The following is a 19,869-nucleotide window of genomic DNA, read 5'->3' on the forward strand; positions in this document are numbered from 1 at the left end:
GAAATGAAGAAAGTAAACCTAGCTATAATTCTATTATTTTCCTTTTTCATGAATAGCTGTGAAGAAGTCGTTCAAATTGACTTGGATACTGAAGCACCACGTTTAGTAATTGAAGCCAATCTAAAGTGGCAAAAAGGAACAGATGGAAGCCAACAAAAAATAAAACTATCTACAACAACCTCTTTTTTTAGTGATCAAATACCAACAGTTTCTGGTGCAGAAATAATAGTGAAAAATAGTAGCAACGTACCTTTTATCTTTACAGAAATTGCCAATACTGGTGAATACGAGTGTAATAATTTTATTCCTGTTATTGATGAAAGTTATACGCTTACAGTAAAATTAAATGATATTATTTATAGCGCTACAGAAACATTAAAATCAGTTGCTCCCATTGACGAAGTTACTCAGAATAATGAAGGCGGAATAGCCAAAGATCAAATCCAGATTAAAACATTTTTTAATGATCCTACAGCAACAAACTATTACCTATTTCAATATACTTATGAAGAGGAACGTTTTCAAAATTTATCAGCCACTGATGATGATTTTTTTCAAGGCAACCGCTTTTTTAGCTTATCGCAAAAAGATGATTTAGAAATAGGTGATAAAGTAACCGTAACCCATTATGGTGTATCTAAAACCTATTACAATTATCTTGTAATATTAATAACCATATCTGGTGGTAGTAGCGGTGGTCCTTTTCAGTCACCTCCTGCCACGGTAAGAGGAAATATTATAAATACAATCGATAAAGACAATTACCCATTAGGATTTTTCTCTGTGGGTGAAACAGATACTAGAACAATTACAATTCAATAAATCGTTCTATGGACTTTAGCCCTGATAGCAGCGGCAGCCCCGATTGACAAAAGCTATTTTTTGCAGGTAGTACAGAGCGACCAAGGGAAGCTCCTGTACTACCTAGCAAAAAAAGCGTTTGGATTAAGGGCTAGAGCGGATAGCAGGAATAGCTCCTTAAACTACTTTTCTAGCATGTTTTTATTTATCTTTACGCTTTAATTTATACTTCATGTCATCACATCATATTGTTAGAGACGACCAAGAACCTGCTTTAATTATTGCCAATGGCGCAGCTTGTAATTCGGAACTACTAGGTCAGTTATTAGAATGGTCTCCTTTAGTAATCGTGCTTGACTCAGCTATGGAAAGAGTCATGAAATTAGATATAAAAGTAGATGTTTTACTTGGCGACTTTGATCGAGATTTTGATGCAAATTACTACAAAGAGAAACAGTACCCTATTGAAATTGTGCATACTCCAGATCAAAACAAAACAGATCTTGAAAAAGCATTTGACTATTTAATAGCTAGAAAAATCCCTGCTGTTAATGTGGTTTGGGCAACGGGAAGACGTACTGATCATACTATTACAAATTTAACTACAATTGTTCAATATAGAGAGCAGTTAAAAATAGTAATTCTTGATGATCACTCCAAGGTTTTTTTACTGCCAAGACGTTTTGAAAAATGGTACACAGCGGACACACCTATATCTTTAATCCCGATTGGGCAGGTTTCAGGCATACATTCTGAAAATTTATTTTACCCTTTGAAAAACGACCAATTAACAATAGGGTACCGAACAGGAAGCAGTAATCATGTTATTAAAGATGGCATTGTCACTATTGTCCATGAACATGGTGATTTACTACTAATGGAATGTATGGATTAAGAAAAACAAAAACTACGCTTTAAAAGTTATAAAAGTGCTGATTTTTACATAACTTGCCCCCGATTTTGATGGAGAACAATTCCCATCTTTCCGTAACATACCAATAATGTCAAAGCAAATTACCGAGAAAACGAACTTACACGCCAGAAATCTACACCGATCACGATACGATTTCAATATTTTAATAAAAAATTGTCCCGAATTAAAATTGTTTGTTGCCATCAATGAACACAATATTGAAACTATAGATTTTAGCAATCCGGATGCTGTAAAAACGCTAAACAAAGCATTATTAGCCACTTATTACGATATTAAAAACTGGGACATCCCTAAAGATTATCTTTGCCCTCCCATTCCAGGTAGAGTAGATTATATTCATTACATCGCTGATTTACTTGCAGAAAACAACAATGGTATAATCCCGAGAGGACTTGCTGTTGAAGGACTGGATATAGGTCTTGGAGCCAATTGTATTTATCCGTTATTAGGTAATGCAACTTATGGATGGAGCTTTGTAGGAACAGATATTGATGAAAAAGCACTTGAAAGCTGTAGCGCTATTATCGAAAACAATCCCAAACTAATTGACGCCATAAGCTTGCAACAACAAGTATCTTCGCGTTTTATATTTAAAGATATTATTACTCCCGAAGATAGATTTGCTTTTACTATATGCAACCCTCCTTTTCATTCATCACAAATGGAAGCAGAAAAAGGTTCGCTAAGAAAAGTAAATAATTTACAAGATAAGAAAACAACAAAGCCTATTTTGAACTTTGGTGGTCATAACGCCGAATTATGGTGTGAAGGTGGTGAGCTAGGATTTATAACACAGATGATTTATGAAAGTGCTAAATACCCTATGCAATGCTTATGGTTTACTACATTAGTAGCTAAACAATCACACCTTAGTAGTATTTATAAAACCTTGAATAAAGTGAATGCGGCAACTATAAAGACAATCGATATGGCTCAAGGCCAAAAAACGAGTCGCATAATAGCATGGACATTTTTAAGCGAAGCACAACAAAAGGAATGGAAATTTGAAGAAGAAGTACACTAGTATCTTTTTGATTTAAAGTAAATTAAGCTAAAATAGCTACAAATTAAACGGTCACCAGTAATGGTTGTACCGTTTTTTTTGTGTTTTAATAATTGTAAACTTAAAGAAACTGACGTTTTTTATACGTTTCTTAAATAAATCTAAAAATATTTATAATTTTAAAACATATTAAAGAGATGTTAATAATAAATAAACTGCAATAAAAAGCACTAAAAACAAACAATACATCATCAAATAAATTAAAAAAACATCATAAATACAACATTTACTATTTTTTAACATATAAATAACATTTCGAGGTTAATGTTGTATTTTTGAGTACAAAGCAAAAAACAAAAACCATGAAAAATTTATTATTAATGTTAATCTTAATTTTCAGCAGCGTACTGAACGCTCAGGAAATTAAAGTATCTGGAGTAGTTAGTGACGATACTAACGGTCCGTTACCAGGCACTTCTGTTCTGGTAAAAGGAACCACAAAAGGCACCTCAACCGACTTTGATGGAAAATATACCATCACGGCAAAAGTGGGTGATTATCTTCAATTTTCTTACGTAGGTTTAGAAACTAAAACCATAAAAGTTACTGGACCAACAGTAAATGTTTCTTTAACAGGAAGCGGAGAAACATTACAAGACGTTGTAGTATTAGGATCTCGTAGTACTGCGAGAACAGTAACAGAGTCTACTGTACCTATTGATGTAATTAATATGAAAGATATTGCCTCTCAAGGACCGCAAGCCAATTTAAACCAAATTTTGAATATGGTTGCACCTTCGTTTACATCAAATACCACTACAGTAGCTGATGGAACAGATCATATTGACCCAGCTCAATTAAGAGGATTAGGTCCTGATCAAGTACTAGTATTGGTAAACGGAAAAAGAAGACATACTTCATCACTTGTAAATATTAATGGGTCACCAGGAAGAGGATCTGTAGGAACAGATTTAAATGCGATTCCTGCTTTTGCAATTGATAAAATTGAAGTTTTAAGAGATGGTGCTTCTGCACAATACGGATCTGATGCTATAGCTGGTGTAATTAACATAAATGTAAAAAAAGCAACTAATAAATTTGATATAAATATATTAGGAGGAACCCAACTATCAAGTGGCGCTAACGACCACAGAGGTGGTAATGACGGAAACAACCTTCAAATAGATTTGAATTATGGTACAGGACTTGGTAAAGAAAAAAGTTTTATCAACGCAACTGGAAGTTTTCAATTAAGAGGACAAACCAGTAGAGCAAAAGATGCCACAGGTAATTTATTTAGCGCTTTCAATGCCATTGAGCAAAGAGCTTCTGAAGCTGGTACCAATATCAATGCTTTATGGGGCAATATCAATAATACACCGAATTCAGATCAAATCCTATCAACAATAAAAACATTCGCTACACCAGCCAACTTCAGTTATTTTACACCGACACAATTATCGGATATCAATAATGCTACAACAATTGGAGCCATGCAAACGGCATTAAACTTTGATGCTACCACAGGAGAGTTAGCTTATAGAAAACTAGAAAGAAGTGCATTCAATATGAAAGTAGGACAATCGTCATTACAAAGTGCGCAATTTTTCGTTAATGCTGCTTACCCTATCAATGACAACCTAGAGTTATACGCTTTTGGAGGTACTAGTCATAGAACAGGTGAAGCGGCAGGTTTTTATAGAAAACCTAATCAATCTAGAACATACACGGCTTTATATGCTAATGGTTTTTTACCTGAAATTCATTCTACAATCAACGATATTTCTGCAGCAGCTGGTCTTAGAGGTAACATTTTTAAAGATTGGAAATTTGATTTAAGTAATACTTTTGGTAGAAACGGATTTGATTATAACATCGAAAACACATTAAACTCTTCAATGAGAGAAAGCTCTCCTACAGAATTTGATGCTGGTGGATTGGCTTTCTCTCAAAACACAACTAATTTTGATATTTCAAGAAAAATTGACAAATTAAATGTGGCATTTGGAGCGGAATTCAGACATGAGAATTTTCAAATTAAAGCTGGAGAACCTGATTCATACAATCAATACGATATTAATGGTGATGTTGTAACCGGAACAACAGCTACTAATTTAAAAGTAACAGATTTTTACAACGGTGTATTAGGTGGTTACGCTGGAGCCATTTACGGATCAGCAACTACTGCCTACAACGGACAAAGAGCTGGAGGAGCTCAAGTATTTCCAGGATTTAAACCTGCTAATGCCGTTGACAAAAGCCGTAGTAGTGGTGCAGTATATGCTGACTTAGAATATGATGTAACAGACAAATGGTTATTAAACGGTGCTTTACGTTATGAAAACTATTCTGATTTTGGAGGAACGACTAACTATAAACTAGCAACTCGTTATAAGTTAACAGATAATATTAATTTGCGTGGAGCGGTTTCTACAGGATTTAGAGCGCCTTCTTTACACCAGATTTATTTTAATTCAACTGCTACACAATTTGTAGGAGGTGTGCCATTTGAAGTTGGAACATTTAGTAACGACTCTCCAGCTGCAAAATTATTAGGAATTCCACAATTAAAACAAGAAGAGTCTCAAAGTGCAAGTATTGGTTTTACTGCTAAAATTCCTGAAGCGAAACTTACTATAACTGCTGATGCTTATTTCGTAAAAATTAATGACAGAGTAGTCTTAACTGATCAATTTTCTAGACCTAGTTTATCAACTGCTAATGGTGGTGTTGCACCAAATTATTTTTATCCTACTGGAACTACACAAAGAGATTTGCAAAATCTTTTTGATACAGCAAACGCAACAGCAGCAACATTTTTTGCTAATGCAATTGACACAGAGTCAAAAGGTATCGATATTGTAATTAGTCATAAAGCTTCTGTTGGAAATGGATTAACATTAAAAACAGATTTATCAGGAACAATATCAAACACAAGAAAAGTTGGCGATATTCACGGTTCACAAATCTTGGAAGACAATGGACAAACCAACAGATACTTCTCAGAATCTAGTAGAGTATATCTTGAGGAAGCTGTACCAAGAGCAAAAGCAAACCTAACAAACTCGTTAACAGTTAAAAAATTCGATTTCTTCTTGAGAAACGTTTATTTTGGACAAGTTACTGATCCAAATATTGCAGACGCAAATGGAGACGGAATAATCAATGCTATCGTAGTAAATGATCAAGCAGTTGAAAACGAACACCCAATTTGGTCTGCAAGAGTAATCACTGATTTATCAGTAGGTTATAAAATATCCAATTCTACTAAAGTTGTAGTTGGTGCCAATAACATTTTTGATGTTTATCCATCTAGAAATTTAGGTCCGCAAACAATTACTTCAAGAGCGTCTGGAGTTGACTCTAATGGTAATATTATTTATTCTCCAACAACAGCAACTATCGATTTGTCTAATGGAAATCAATTTACATACTCTAGAAACACTTCTCAATTTGGACAAAACGGAAGATTTGTTTTTGCCAGATTAAGTTTAAGTTTCTAATAAAAAATTATTTATTTCATCTAAACCATCATGTTCGCGTGGTGGTTTTTTGTTTTTTTCTTAAGATAAGATTGATTTTAAACTTCGTAACTTTGTGTTTCTAAAACTTTGCCCTTTATAAACAATGAATTTTCAAGTAGTATCAGATTATCAACCAAAAGGAGACCAACCACAAGCCATTGATAAATTAAGTCAAGGAATTGAAGATGGTGAAAAATTCCAAACTTTATTAGGAGTAACCGGTTCTGGTAAAACATTTACAGTTGCTAATGTCATTCAGGAAGTACAAAAGCCTACTTTAGTTCTTGCACATAACAAGACGTTGGCGGCACAATTGTACTCTGAGTTCAAACAATTTTTCCCAAATAATGCTGTGGAATATTTTGTTTCTTATTACGACTATTACCAGCCCGAAGCTTTTATGCCCGTCTCTGGGGTTTTTATCGAAAAAGACTTGTCTATCAACGAAGAGTTAGAAAAAATGCGTTTAAGCACCACCTCTTCCCTACTTTCAGGCAGACGAGATATTCTGGTTGTGGCCTCTGTTTCTTGTTTGTATGGTATTGGAAATCCCGTTGAATTTCAGAAAAATGTGATTGAAATTGAAAGGGATCAGGTGATTTCACGTACCAAATTATTGCACCAATTAGTACAAAGTTTGTATTCTAGAACGGAAGCTGATTTTACTCCGGGTAATTTTAGAATAAAAGGAGACATTGTTGAAGTGTACCCTAGTTATGCTGACGACGCTTTTAGAATTCACTTTTTTGGTGATGAGATTGAAGAAATTGAATCATTTGATGCTACAACTGCTGAAGTAATTGAAAAATTTGAAAAACTAACTATATATCCTGCCAATATGTTTGTGACTTCTCCAGATGTCTTACAAGGCGCAATCTGGGATATCCAACAAGATTTAGTTAAACAAGTGGATTATTTTAAGGAAATAGGAAAACCGCTTGAAGCAAAAAGATTAGAGGAAAGAACAAATTTCGATTTAGAAATGATACGGGAATTAGGATATTGTTCAGGGATCGAAAATTACTCTCGTTATCTAGACGGAAGACTCCCTGGAACAAGGCCGTTTTGCCTTTTGGATTATTTCCCAAAAGATTATTTAATGGTTGTTGATGAAAGTCATGTAACCTTATCACAAGTACATGCAATGTATGGTGGTGACCGTAGCCGTAAAGAAAATTTAGTTGAATATGGCTTTAGACTTCCTGCAGCAATGGACAATCGCCCATTAAAGTTTGACGAATTTGAAGCAATGCAAAACCAAGTGATCTATGTTTCCGCAACTCCAGCTGATTATGAGCTACAAAAAACTGATGGTGTAGTTGTAGAGCAAGTGATTCGTCCTACTGGATTATTAGACCCTGTTATCGAAGTTCGCCCAAGTTTAAACCAAATTGATGATCTTATAGAAGAAATTCATGTACGTTGTGAATTAGACGAACGTGTATTAGTAACTACGTTAACTAAACGTATGGCTGAGGAATTAGCTAAATACCTAACTAAAGTCAATATACGTTGTCGTTACATTCACTCTGATATCGATACTTTAGAACGTATTGAGATTATGCAAGACTTACGTAAAGGGCTTTTTGACGTGCTTATTGGTGTCAATTTACTTCGTGAAGGACTTGATTTACCTGAGGTTTCTTTAGTCGCAATTCTTGATGCTGATAAAGAAGGTTTTTTAAGGAGTCATCGTTCGCTTACGCAAACAATTGGTCGTGCTGCTCGTAACTTAAACGGAAAAGCAATTTTATATGCAGACAAAATAACAGCCAGCATGCAAAAAACGATAGACGAAACCGACTATCGCAGAACAAAACAAATTAATTTCAATACTAAAAACCACATTGTTCCTCAAGCACTGAACAAGAAAATAGAAAGTGCTTTTATCAAAAGTCCGTTGATTGAACAAGAATTAGGCCGTGGACTAGCCGCAGCTGCTGAACCCGAAAACCTATACTTATCAAAACCCGAAATTGACAAATTAATTCGAGAGAAGCGCAAGTCAATGGAAAAAGCAGCTAAAGAATTAGACTTTATGCAAGCAGCAAAATTACGTGATGAGATTAAAAATCTGCAAAAGCAATTAAACTAGTCGTGAAATTCTTTGTAAATTTTTTGTAAAGCTTCTGGTGTAATTACTGTATTAGGTGCCTTTTCTATCTTTTTTAACACTTTTTTAGTCGCATCAGGATTAATCCCCATACTAATAGAAATTTGGTGAATTGTGTTCGACTCATTTGTATTCAATATTTTTCCTTCGTGCATTAAAAATGCCAAACGATAAAACTGCTGCATGCGTCTAAATCCTGTTTTAGCAGTAATTTTTGGTAAATCTAAAAGAAATAAATTATTGAAATCTCCTTTTTCTAAATCTAGTGCATTGGCAATAACAAATAGAAAATCATAATCTTTTTTTGGCAGAACACCATCTTCAGTTGAAAAGGCGATCATATCTAGAATTAAATTCTTTTTTTCTTCGTAAGTTTCCATTATATATTTTTTTAGCTAAAATATCGTTTTTAATACTAAAACCCAAGAACAAATGATGATTAAACAATTTTGGCTGTTTTTTATATTTTTTTTTCTAACAAGTAAAAACATAGCCCAAAATATAACAATGTCGAAACAGATGAGTACTTTCATCATTGAAGCACCACAATTACATACTCAAAAGAAGATTTGGGTCTACCTCCCAAAAAACTATGCTACTTCCCTAAAAAAATTTCCAGTTTTATACATGCATGATGCTCAAAATTTATTTGACGCAAAAACTGCATACGCTGGAGAATGGAATATAGATGAAAAATTAGACAGTTTGAACGCTGAAATAATTGTTATAGGAATCGAACATGGTAATGAAAAACGCATAACTGAATTAACTCACTATAAAAATCAAAAATATGGAGGCGGAAATGCAGATAATTATCTTGATTTTATTGTGAATACATTAAAACCAAAAATAGACAATACATATCAAACAAAAAGTAATCGTAAAAATACACTAATAATGGGAAGTTCTCTTGGAGGTTTAGTTTCTTACTATGCTATCTTAAAATACCCCAATGTATTTGGTAAAGCAGGAATATTCTCTCCGTCCTTTTGGTTTTCAGATCAAATCTATTCTGATACGGAAAAAACTAAAGATATAAAGACAAAAATTTATTTACTATGTGGTGCTAACGAAGGTGATGATATGGTTCAAAATATGCAAAAAATGGCACTTTTACTTCAGCCTAAAATTAAAAGAAAAAGTCAATTAACATCAAAAGTTATCAAAGGGGGACAACACAATGAAAAATTATGGCGTGAAAATTTTACTAACGCTCTTTTATGGCTAGGATATTAAGTAATTTATTATATTTATTAAAGACTATTTTATACTCAAAACTATTTATCCTATATTAATTATGAAACTTCAATTAAAAGCATACGATCTAAAACTAAAACACACCTTTACAATTTCACGAGTTTCGATTGATGTGCAACCTTCATTGATTGTAGTATTAACAAGTGATGGTTTTACTGGCTATGGAGCGGCTACGGCTAATCCCTATTACAATATTACGGTGCCAATAATGATAGCGAATTTAAATAAAATCAAACTTCTAATTGAATCATCTGGCACTGAAACTCCAGAAGAATTTTGGATAAAAATGCACCCTTACTTAAAAGAGGATCTCTTCTCGCTTTGTGCACTTGACATGGCTTACACCGATTTGTACGCTCGTAAAAGAAAACAAAAACTATATGAATATTGGAACTATTCTATCAAAGACAATCCGTTGACAAACTATACTATTGGTATAGCTTCTGTAGAGAAAATGGTAAAAAAAATGAAGGAACTCCCTTGGCCTATATATAAAATAAAATTAGGTACAAAAGAGGATATCGAAATCATAACAGAATTAAGAAAACACACTAAAGCCGTTTTTAGAGTCGATGCAAATTGCGGTTGGGGAATTGAAGAAACAATCAATAACGCTGTAATTTTAAAAGAATTAGGTGTAGAATTCATAGAACAACCCCTAAAAGCGGATAACTGGATTGGTCATAAAGAGGTTTTTAAACACACTGTTTTACCCATAATTGCTGATGAAAGTTGCATCACAGAAGAAGACATTACTAAATGTCACAATCATTTTCATGGTGTTAATATCAAATTGATGAAATGTGGCGGATTAACTCCTGCTAGAAGAATGCTGGAGGAAGCAAAAAAATTGGGACTTAAAACTATGGTAGGTTGTATGACTGAGTCTACTGTAGGTATTTCAGCAATTGCGCATTTACTGCCTCAATTGGATTATGTAGATATGGATGGCGCACTGTTACTAGAAGAAGATATTGCAACCGGAGTAACACTTAATTACGGAAAAGTAAGCTATGCTGATCATGATGGAACTGGCGTTGTCTTATTATAAAACACCATTTTTAATTCGTTTCAAATTAATATAAAAACGTACCTTTGTAAAAAAACATAACACCTTGACAAATAACGATATCTTTAAGAAATTGCGTGTGGCATTAATGCTACGTGACGATCAAATAGTTGAAATTTTGGAATTAGTAGATTTCAGAATAACTAAATCAGAATTAGGAGCTTTTTTCCGTGATGAAAAACATGAGAACTACATGGAATGTGGTGACCAAGTTTTGCGTAACTTTTTGAATGCATTAGTAATTCATTTAAGAGGAACAAAAGAGAATCCAAAAAACCCTAATGCTGTTTTAGCAAAGCACAAAGCTGAGATTCCTGCAAAAGCATCTACTAAGGAAAGAACTGAATTTAAAGCAAAACCTAGAGATGACGAAAAGTCTAGAGGTGATCAAAGTCCTTCAGAATCTAGTACAGCTAAAAAACCTTTCAAAAAACAATATCCTAAAGGAAACAACAAAACACAAGTTGTGGAAAAAGTGAAATTTAATTTTGGGAAAAATAAAAAAGCATAACAAATGAAAACGGCTTTAATAATAGGAAGCACTGGTTTAATTGGTGCTCAACTATTACAAAATCTTTTGGATAATACTGATTATGAAAAGGTAATCGCTTTTAACAGGGCAGATACAGGTATTGAGCATCCCAAATTATCTGAAAAGATTATTGATTTTGACAAGCCCGAAACTTATGAAAATAGTATTAAAGGAGACGATTTCTTTTGCACTATAGGTACAACTATAAAACAAGCAGGAAGCAAAGAATCCTTTAAAAAAGTAGACTTTGAATATCCAAAACAGTTTGCCACTTTAGCGTCTAAGAATGGTGTGAAACAATTTTTGCTAATTTCATCTATGGGTGCTAATTCAAAATCGGATAGTTTTTACTTGAAGACTAAAGGCGAAATAGAAGACTTTCTTAAAGCTACTCCATTTAAAGGTATAGCCATCTTTAGACCATCACTACTCTTAGGAGATCGTAAAGAATTTAGATTTGGAGAAAAAATAGGCGGTTTTTTAATGAAGACCTTCTCCTTTTTATTCATTGGAAAACTAAAAAATTACAAACCTATTCAAAGTACGACTGTAGCAAAAGCGTTAGAACTTATTGCTCAAAAAGAAATCTCAGGATTCAAAATATACAATTCAGCAGAAATTGAAGCAATAGCAAATCCGTAATTAATAACTATTTCGCTACTTTGTTTTTTTATTCGATAGGTATAATAACAAAAAAATCCTGAGCTCACACTCAGGATTTTTTAATATATATAACTTTTCTAATTAAGAAAGTGCTGCTTTTACTTGATCAGCTGCTTCTTGAAATTCAACAGCAGATAAGATTGGCATTCCTGAATTATCAATTAATTCTTTTGCAATTGCTGCATTAGTACCTTGTAAACGAACAATGATTGGTACTTTAATAGCATCACCCATATTTTTGTAAGCGTCTACAACTCCTTGAGCAACACGATCACAACGAACAATACCTCCAAAGATATTAATCAAAATTGCTTTTACGTTAGGATCTTTTAAGATAATACGGAAAGCAGTTTCAACACGTTTTGCATCAGCAGTTCCACCTACGTCTAGGAAGTTAGCAGGCTCAAAACCAGCATACTTAATTAAATCCATAGTTGCCATTGCTAATCCAGCTCCGTTAACCATACATCCTACAGTACCATCAAGATCTACGTAGTTTAATCCTACTTCTTTAGCTTCAACTTCGATTGGATTTTCTTCAAGAATATCACGCATCTCAGCATATTTCTTTTGTCTGTATAAAGCATTATCATCAATATTTACTTTAGCATCAACAGCTAAAATTTTATTGTCAGATGTTTTTAATACTGGGTTAATTTCGAACATTGAAGCATCAGATCCAATGTAAGCATTATATAAAGCATCGATAAATTTTACCATTTCTTTAAAAGCATTCCCTGAAAGACCTAAGTTAAAAGCAATTCTTCTTGCTTGAAAACCTTGTAAACCTACAGATGGGTCAACTTCTTCAGTAAAAATTAAGTGCGGAGTATGTTCAGCAACTTCTTCAATATCCATTCCACCTTCAGTAGAATACATAATCATATTACGACCAGTAGCTCTGTTTAAAAGTACAGATACATAAAATTCTGAAGTTTCAGATTCACCAGGATAATAAACATCTTCAGCAACTAAAACTTTGTGTACTTTTTTACCTTCAGCAGAAGTTTGAGGAGTAACTAATTGCATACCAATAATTTGACCTGCAATCTCTTCAAGTTGTGCTAAATTTTTGGCAAGTTTAACTCCACCACCTTTACCACGTCCACCTGCATGAACTTGTGCTTTAACAACATACCAACTCGTTCCCGTTTCAGTAGTTAATTGTTTTGCAGCAGCAACAGCTTCAACTGCATTATTAGCAACGATTCCACGTTGAATGCGAACTCCGTAGCTAGCTAAAATCTCTTTTCCTTGATATTCGTGTATGTTCATAATATAGAATTTGTCTGAATCCTGAATTTATTTCAGAATATAAGTGGTACAAAAATAGCAAAATTCATCTAAACAGAGAAATCTTTTTCTTTATTTAAAAGATCTTATCTGCTATTATTTAATTTACAGCTTTTATTTTACAATTTCATCAAACTTGAAAGAGTGCTTTTTTACAAAATTAGCATTTATAAAGTGGTTTAAAAAACAACTATAACGATTGATTTTTTTATCTAAAACCATCAAAAACATCCTATTATAGCGCCAAACTAGGTTCTTAATAAAAAGCGATTATCAATTTGGCAATGCAACTATAGCTAAAAATTATTATTATCATTTATTAAACCTTTTTCTATTATAAGTGTAAAAATAAAGGCTTTTAACCTATTTCAATGCATTATGTTTAACGAAAACTTTATTTTTGTATAAAAAAAATATAGAGCATGAAAGTTAAAGAACAAGGCCTTTATTTGCCAGAATTTGAACATGACAACTGTGGCGCAGGATTTATTTGTAACTTAAACGGAATAAAATCGAATGATATTATTCATAAAGCCCTCGATATCTTAATAAAATTAGAACATCGTGGAGCGGTAAGTGCAGATGGAAGAACGGGTGATGGTGCAGGAATCCTTTTTGACATCCCTCATAACTTTTTTAAAAAAGTATGTGATTTTGAAATTCCAGAAACAAGAGAATATGCTGTAGGAATGCTTTTCTTACCAAAAAAGAAAAACCAAGTTGACTTTTGCAAAAAAACATTTGAGAAAGCAGTAACAGATCAAAACTTAAAAGTGATTGGATGGAGAGATGTTCCTGTTGATGTAACTAACTTAGGTCAAATTGCAGCTGAAAAAGAACCAACAGTAAAACAAGTATTTATAAGTAAGAATGGCTTAGAATTAACTGAACAAGAATTTAATGCCAAATTATTTGCAGCCCGAAAAATAGGAGAACATGCCATTAGAGATTCTAAAATTTCTGAAAGCCACAAGTTTTACTTTTCTAGTTTATCTACTACAACAATAATATATAAAGGGCTATTAATGCCAGAGGATATCAGTCGATATTATACTGATTTATCAGATACTGATGTAGTTACTCGTTTGGCATTAGTACACCAACGTTTCTCTACCAATACATTCCCTTCATGGGAGCTAGCGCAGCCGTTTAGGTACATGTGTCATAATGGGGAAATCAATACCCTTCGTGGAAACATTAGTAGAATGCGTGCTCGCGAGGAGCTTATGGAGAGCCCTATATTTGGCGAAGACATAAAAAAAATGTTTCCTATTATATTAGAAGGAAAATCCGATTCTGCTTCTATGGATATGGTCATCGAGTTGTTATTAATGACTGGTCGTTCGCTTCCTGAAGCTATGATGATGGTGGTTCCTGAAGCTTGGGAAAAACACCAAACAATGTCTGATGAGAAAAAAGCATTTTATGAATACAACGCTTGTATCATGGAACCATGGGATGGCCCCGCTTCTATTCCTTTTACAGATGGAAATGTTATTGGAGCATTATTAGATAGAAATGGATTGCGTCCATCTCGTTATACATTAACAAAAAGTGGTTTTGTAATCATGTCTTCTGAAATTGGCGTACTTGATGTAAACCCTGAAGATGTCGTGCAACACGGTCGTCTTGAGCCTGGAAAAATGTTTCTTGTAGACATGAACGAAGGTCGCATTATAGAAGATGACGAAATTAAAAATTCTATTGTTACTAAGCGTCCTTACAGACAGTGGTTGAATGAAAATTTACTACCATTAGCCAAAGTACCTTATACTAATAATGAGAATCCAACAGAAAAATTGGATTATGAAACAAGATTACGTTTATTTGGGTATACTCTTGAAGATTTAAAAACTACAATCAACCCAATGGGGTCAAAAGGAGCCGAAGTAATTAGCTCCATGGGGAATGATACTCCGTTAGCCATACTTTCTGACAAACCACAACTTTTATACAACTATTTCAAACAATTATTTGCTCAGGTTACAAATCCACCATTAGATGGTATTCGTGAAGAAATAATTACGGATATTAGCCTTGCTGTTGGAGGTGATTTTAATATTTTTGAAATAGAATCTAAGCAATGTAAAAAACTTAAAATTCAAAATCCTGTAATTTCAAAAGAGGATTTAGATAAGATAAAACACATTGATCATCCTGATTTTAAATCCATCTCGATTTCTACTTTATACAAAATAGAAAAAGGAGTAAATGGTTTAGAACGTGCACTAGAAAAATGTGTTCAAGCAACATACAAAGCAGTTAATGAAGGTTACAATATCATAATCCTTTCGGATAGAGGCGTAAGTGAAGAAATGGCCCCAATACCTATGTTATTGGCCTGTTCTTATGTACACCATTCCTTAAATAAATTACAGGTACGTTCAAAATTCGGAATCATAATCGAATCTGCTGAGCCACGTGAGCCGCATCATTTTGCTTTATTATTTGGATACGGAGCGAGTGCTATTAACCCTTATTTAGTAAACGAAATCATTCGCGATCAAGTTGCTCAAGGTCATATTGCAGGTATTGATCCTGATTATGCCATTACAAATTATAATAAAGCTATTGCAAAAGGGATTCTGAAAATCATGAATAAAATTGGAATTTCAACTTTGCATTCCTATAGAGCTGCACAGATATTTGAAATTTTAGGTTTAAACAAAACATTCTCTACTAAATATTTTCCATATACTCCCTCTAGAATTGAAGGTATTGGTTTAATGGAATTAGAGAAAGAAATTAAACTCAGATATCAAAAAGCGTTTCCAAACTCAAAAATTGCAGGTTTATTACCTTTAGAAATTGGAGGTATTTACCGATGGAGAAGAAACGGTGAAAAACACATGTTTAACCCAACTACAATCGCTAAATTGCAGCAAGCAGTACGTTTAAACAGTCCTGAAAGCTACAAAGAATATTCAAACATGGTCAACGAGCAAAGTGCTAATTTGATGACGATACGCGGAATGTTCGAATTTAATAATTTGGATCCAATTTCTATAGATGAAGTAGAACCTTGGACAGAAATTGTAAAAAAATTCAAAACTGGAGCCATGTCTTATGGATCTATTAGTCAGGAAGCTCATGAGAACTTGGCTATAGCCATGAACAGAATTGGTGGAAAAAGTAACTCTGGTGAAGGTGGAGAAGATCCTAAGCGTTTTCAGAAAGAAGTAAATGGAGATTCTAAAAATAGTGCCATTAAACAAGTAGCTTCTGGTCGTTTTGGAGTATCTATCAATTATTTAACAAGTGCCAAAGAGATTCAAATAAAAATGGCTCAAGGTGCAAAACCAGGCGAAGGTGGTCAATTACCCGGTGAAAAAGTAGTGCCTTGGATAGCAAAAGTTAGGAATTCAACTCCTTATGTAGGATTAATATCTCCGCCGCCACACCACGATATTTATTCGATTGAAGATTTATCACAATTAATATTCGATTTAAAAAATGCCAATCGTGAAGCACGTGTCAACGTAAAATTAGTTTCAGAAGTTGGTGTAGGAACAATTGCTGCTGGAGTTGCTAAGGCAAAAGCGGATGTAATTTTAATTTCTGGATACGATGGTGGTACTGGTGCTGCCCCATTAACTTCATTGCAACATACAGGTATTCCATGGGAACTTGGACTTGCTGAAGCGCAACAAACATTGATATTAAATGATTTAAGAAGTCGTGTAGTATTAGAATGTGACGGCCAACTTAAAACGGGTCGTGATGTTGCCATTGCAGCATTGCTTGGAGCAGAAGAATTTGGTTTTGCTACTGCTCCACTTGTTGCTTCTGGTTGTATCATGATGAGAGCTTGTCATTTAAATACTTGCCCAGTAGGTATTGCAACTCAAGATCCTGAATTAAGAAAAAACTTCAAAGGCACACCTGAACATATTATTAACTTCATGTATTTTATTGCTGAAGAGCTAAGAGAAATTATGGCTGAACTAGGCTTTAGAACCTTGAAAGAAATGGTGGGTCAATCACAAAAATTGAACGTCAATAAAGCAATTAAACATTATAAAGCAAATGGTTTAGATCTATCTACTATTCTTTATAAACCAGAAAAAGCTAAAACAGTTCCCAATCACAATACAACAACACAAGATCACGCATTAGAAAACGTATTGGATTTTGCAATTATAAAAGAAGCAATTCCTTCCATCTATAGAAAAGAGAAAACTAGAGTTAACTTTAAAATTAAAAACACAGACCGTTCTGTAGGTGCTATTTTAAGTAACGAAATCTCTAAAATATATGGAGCACAAGGATTACCTGAAGATACAATATTAGTCGATTTTGAAGGTTCTGCAGGACAAAGTTTTGGTGCGTTTGCAACTAATGGATTGTCTTTCAAAATTCATGGAAACTGTAATGATTATTTAGGTAAAGGACTTTCTGGAGGAAAATTAATTATCAAAGTTCCACCAACCGCTACTTTTAAACCTGAAGAAAATATCATTATTGGAAATGTAGCACTTTACGGTGCAATTACAGGAGAAGCTTACATTAATGGTATGGCGGGAGAACGTTTCTGTGTTAGAAATTCAGGTGCAACAGCCGTTGTAGAAGGAATTGGAGATCACGGTTGTGAATACATGACTGGTGGTACCGTGGCTATTTTAGGAAGAACTGGAAGGAATTTTGCTGCTGGAATGAGCGGTGGTGTTGCTTATGTTTTTGATGAAAAGAAACAATTTGAAAATGGCTTATGCAATATGGAAATGGTCGCTTTAGAAACATTAGAAGAAGATGATTTAATCAAATTAAGACGATTAATTAAAAATCATTCTATGTATACTAATAGTCCATTAGCAAAAAGAATTTTAGAAGATTGGGAAAACCAACAGAAACATTTTGTCAAAGTAATGCCTAGAGATTATAAAATAGCATTACAGAGATTAGCAGAAGAAAAGAAAATTGAAGAACTAATAGCAACAGCATAGTTATGGGAAAGATAGGCGGATTTAAAGAATACGATAGAACAGACGAAAGCAATATAGCAGTACCGGAACGTGTAATTAATTACAACGAATTTACGATCCCGCTACCGCAAGATAAAATTAAAGAACAAGGAGCAAGATGTATGGATTGCGGAATCCCATTTTGCCACAGTGCTTGTCCGTTAGGGAATTTAATCCCTGATTTTAACGACATGGTATACCAAAACGAGTGGCAAAGTGCATTAGATATTTTACAATCTACTAATAACTTTCCTGAATTTACTGGTAGATTATGCCCAGCGCCATGCGAAAAATCATGTGTACTTGGAATCATTGAGGAACCTGTTGCTATCGAAAATATTGAGAAAAACATTATTGAAAGAGGTTTTGCAGAAGGATGGATAAAACCACAAACTCCTGCAATGAGAACAGGAAAAACAGTAGCCGTAATTGGTTCTGGACCTGCAGGATTAGCAACTGCACAGCAATTAAATCGTGCTGGACATACAGTAACTGTTTTTGAAAGAGACAATGCAATAGGTGGATTACTACGTTACGGAATTCCAAATTTTAAATTAGAAAAAGGAATCATCGACAGGCGAGTAAAAATTCTAGAGTTAGAAGGAATCACCTTCAAAACAAATGTAAATGTAGGTTTTAATTATAGTGTTGACCAATTAAATACATTCGATTCAATCGTTTTATGTGGTGGTGCTACAGAGAGAAGAAGCCTACCTACAAAAGGAATTGAAATAAAGGGAGTGGTTCAAGCAATGGACTTTTTAACTCAAGAAACTAAAGTCCTTTATGGGGAAGAAATTCCTAACCAAATCAAGGCTACTGGTAAAGACGTTATCGTAATTGGTGGTGGAGATACAGGTTCTGACTGTGTGGGGACTTCAAATAGACAAGGTGCAAAATCAGTTACTAATTTTGAAATCATGCCAAAACCTCCAGTAGGAAGAAGTGAGACAACACCTTGGCCTTACTGGCCTTTACAACTTAAAACCTCTTCTTCTCATGAAGAAGGCTGCAACAGAAACTGGTTAATAAACACTAAAGAATTTATCGCAAATGATAAAGGAGATTTAGTTGGTTTAAAAACTGTTGAAGTAGCTTGGAAAATAACTCCAGGACAAAGACCTGAATTAATCGAAAAAGAAGGTTCCGAAAAAATATGGCCATGTGATTTAGCATTACTAGCCTTAGGATTTACAGGACCTGAAAAAACATTAAGCGAACAATTAGGTTTACAAACAGATGTGAGAAGCAATTATAAAGCGACAAATTATCAAACTAATATACCGCATATTTTTGCAGCCGGTGACATGCGTCGCGGACAATCATTGATAGTTTGGGCAATCTCTGAAGGTCGTGAAGCTGCTCGTGAAGTCGACTTATATTTGATGGGATCAACAAATTTACCTACAAAAGGTACTGGTGATTTACCCAGTTTATAATTAAAAAAATGAAATAAGTTAAAAATGGCTGCCAAATTGTATATTTAGGCAGCCATTTTATTTGGGGGTACCCATGCATCCACTATCGTTCCTGCATGGTCGGGCTGTACGCTTCAAGTCCTCGTCGCTTTCGTAAAAACTCCAGCGACTGTGGGCTATCCGCTTCCATCCCTTACCCAAAAGAAATAACAACACATAAAAAAGCACTTAATGTTAAATTCATAACTTTTTGTTATATTTTGTTAGAATTCATTCAATAGCTTGTGGAAACAAATAAAGT

General features: G+C 34.0%; 13 protein-coding genes. 11 read left to right on the top strand and 2 right to left on the bottom strand.

Going from position 1 to position 19,869, the window contains the following annotated elements; all coding sequences use genetic code 11:
- The first annotated feature begins 3 nt into the window (after positions 1-3).
- The 5 genes from ACVEGE_RS01580 (at position 4) to uvrB (ending at position 8,357) form a co-directional block, all read left to right on the top strand.
- The gene (locus ACVEGE_RS01580) at positions 4-822 is read left to right on the top strand and encodes a DUF4249 domain-containing protein (protein ID WP_192500308.1); all 819 of its coding nucleotides are present in this window, start codon (positions 4-6) and stop codon (positions 820-822) included.
- Between the two features lie 211 nt (positions 823-1,033).
- Positions 1,034-1,696 carry a thiamine diphosphokinase gene (locus ACVEGE_RS01585; protein WP_173854388.1) on the top strand — a complete coding sequence of 221 codons (663 nt, stop codon included), beginning with the start codon at positions 1,034-1,036 and terminating at the stop codon, positions 1,694-1,696.
- Between the two features lie 106 nt (positions 1,697-1,802).
- A complete protein-coding gene (gene rlmF / locus ACVEGE_RS01590; RefSeq protein WP_192500309.1) occupies positions 1,803-2,759 on the top strand; it encodes a 23S rRNA (adenine(1618)-N(6))-methyltransferase RlmF in 957 nt (318 codons plus the stop codon).
- A 341-nt stretch (positions 2,760-3,100) separates the two neighbouring features.
- Positions 3,101-6,241: a TonB-dependent receptor gene (locus ACVEGE_RS01595; protein ID WP_192500310.1), complete on the top strand. Its 3,141-nt coding sequence runs from the start codon at positions 3,101-3,103 to the stop codon at positions 6,239-6,241.
- Positions 6,242-6,365: 124 nt separating this feature from the next.
- The gene (gene uvrB / locus ACVEGE_RS01600) at positions 6,366-8,357 is read left to right on the top strand and encodes an excinuclease ABC subunit UvrB (RefSeq protein WP_192500311.1); all 1,992 of its coding nucleotides are present in this window, start codon (positions 6,366-6,368) and stop codon (positions 8,355-8,357) included.
- Here uvrB and ACVEGE_RS01605 read toward each other — a convergent pair.
- Positions 8,354-8,755: an excinuclease ABC subunit B gene (locus tag ACVEGE_RS01605; protein ID WP_173854392.1), complete on the bottom strand. Its 402-nt coding sequence runs from the start codon at positions 8,753-8,755 to the stop codon at positions 8,354-8,356. The genes uvrB and ACVEGE_RS01605 overlap by 4 nt on opposite strands.
- A gap of 55 nt (positions 8,756-8,810) precedes the next feature.
- Here ACVEGE_RS01605 and ACVEGE_RS01610 point away from each other — a divergent pair, with 55 nt between their 5' ends.
- The 4 genes from ACVEGE_RS01610 (at position 8,811) to ACVEGE_RS01625 (ending at position 11,875) form a co-directional block, all read left to right on the top strand.
- Positions 8,811-9,611, top strand: coding sequence for an alpha/beta hydrolase (locus ACVEGE_RS01610; protein WP_192500322.1), 801 nt, complete (start codon positions 8,811-8,813; stop codon positions 9,609-9,611).
- 61 nt (positions 9,612-9,672) lie between these two features.
- Positions 9,673-10,683, top strand: a complete 1,011-nt coding sequence (locus tag ACVEGE_RS01615; protein ID WP_192500312.1) for a dipeptide epimerase — start codon at positions 9,673-9,675, stop codon at positions 10,681-10,683.
- A gap of 64 nt (positions 10,684-10,747) precedes the next feature.
- Complete coding sequence (locus tag ACVEGE_RS01620) at positions 10,748-11,212, top strand: DUF1456 family protein (protein ID WP_173854394.1); 465 nt, start codon at positions 10,748-10,750, stop codon at positions 11,210-11,212.
- 3 nt (positions 11,213-11,215) lie between these two features.
- A complete protein-coding gene (locus tag ACVEGE_RS01625; RefSeq protein WP_192500313.1) occupies positions 11,216-11,875 on the top strand; it encodes an NAD(P)H-binding protein in 660 nt (219 codons plus the stop codon).
- Positions 11,876-11,977: 102 nt separating this feature from the next.
- On the opposite strand, the gene sucC is transcribed toward ACVEGE_RS01625, so the two are convergent.
- A complete protein-coding gene (gene sucC, locus ACVEGE_RS01630; protein WP_173856915.1) occupies positions 11,978-13,171 on the bottom strand; it encodes an ADP-forming succinate--CoA ligase subunit beta in 1,194 nt (397 codons plus the stop codon).
- 440 nt (positions 13,172-13,611) lie between these two features.
- Between sucC and gltB the strand changes: the two genes are divergently transcribed.
- Both gltB and ACVEGE_RS01640 read left to right on the top strand, forming a co-directional pair.
- The gene (gene gltB, locus ACVEGE_RS01635) at positions 13,612-18,132 is read left to right on the top strand and encodes a glutamate synthase large subunit (RefSeq protein WP_192500314.1); all 4,521 of its coding nucleotides are present in this window, start codon (positions 13,612-13,614) and stop codon (positions 18,130-18,132) included.
- Positions 18,133-18,134: 2 nt separating this feature from the next.
- Positions 18,135-19,589, top strand: a complete 1,455-nt coding sequence (locus ACVEGE_RS01640) for a glutamate synthase subunit beta (RefSeq protein ID WP_192500315.1) — start codon at positions 18,135-18,137, stop codon at positions 19,587-19,589.
- The last annotated feature ends 280 nt before the right edge of the window (positions 19,590-19,869 follow it).

It is taken from the genome of Flavobacterium sp. PL002, assembly GCF_054165825.1.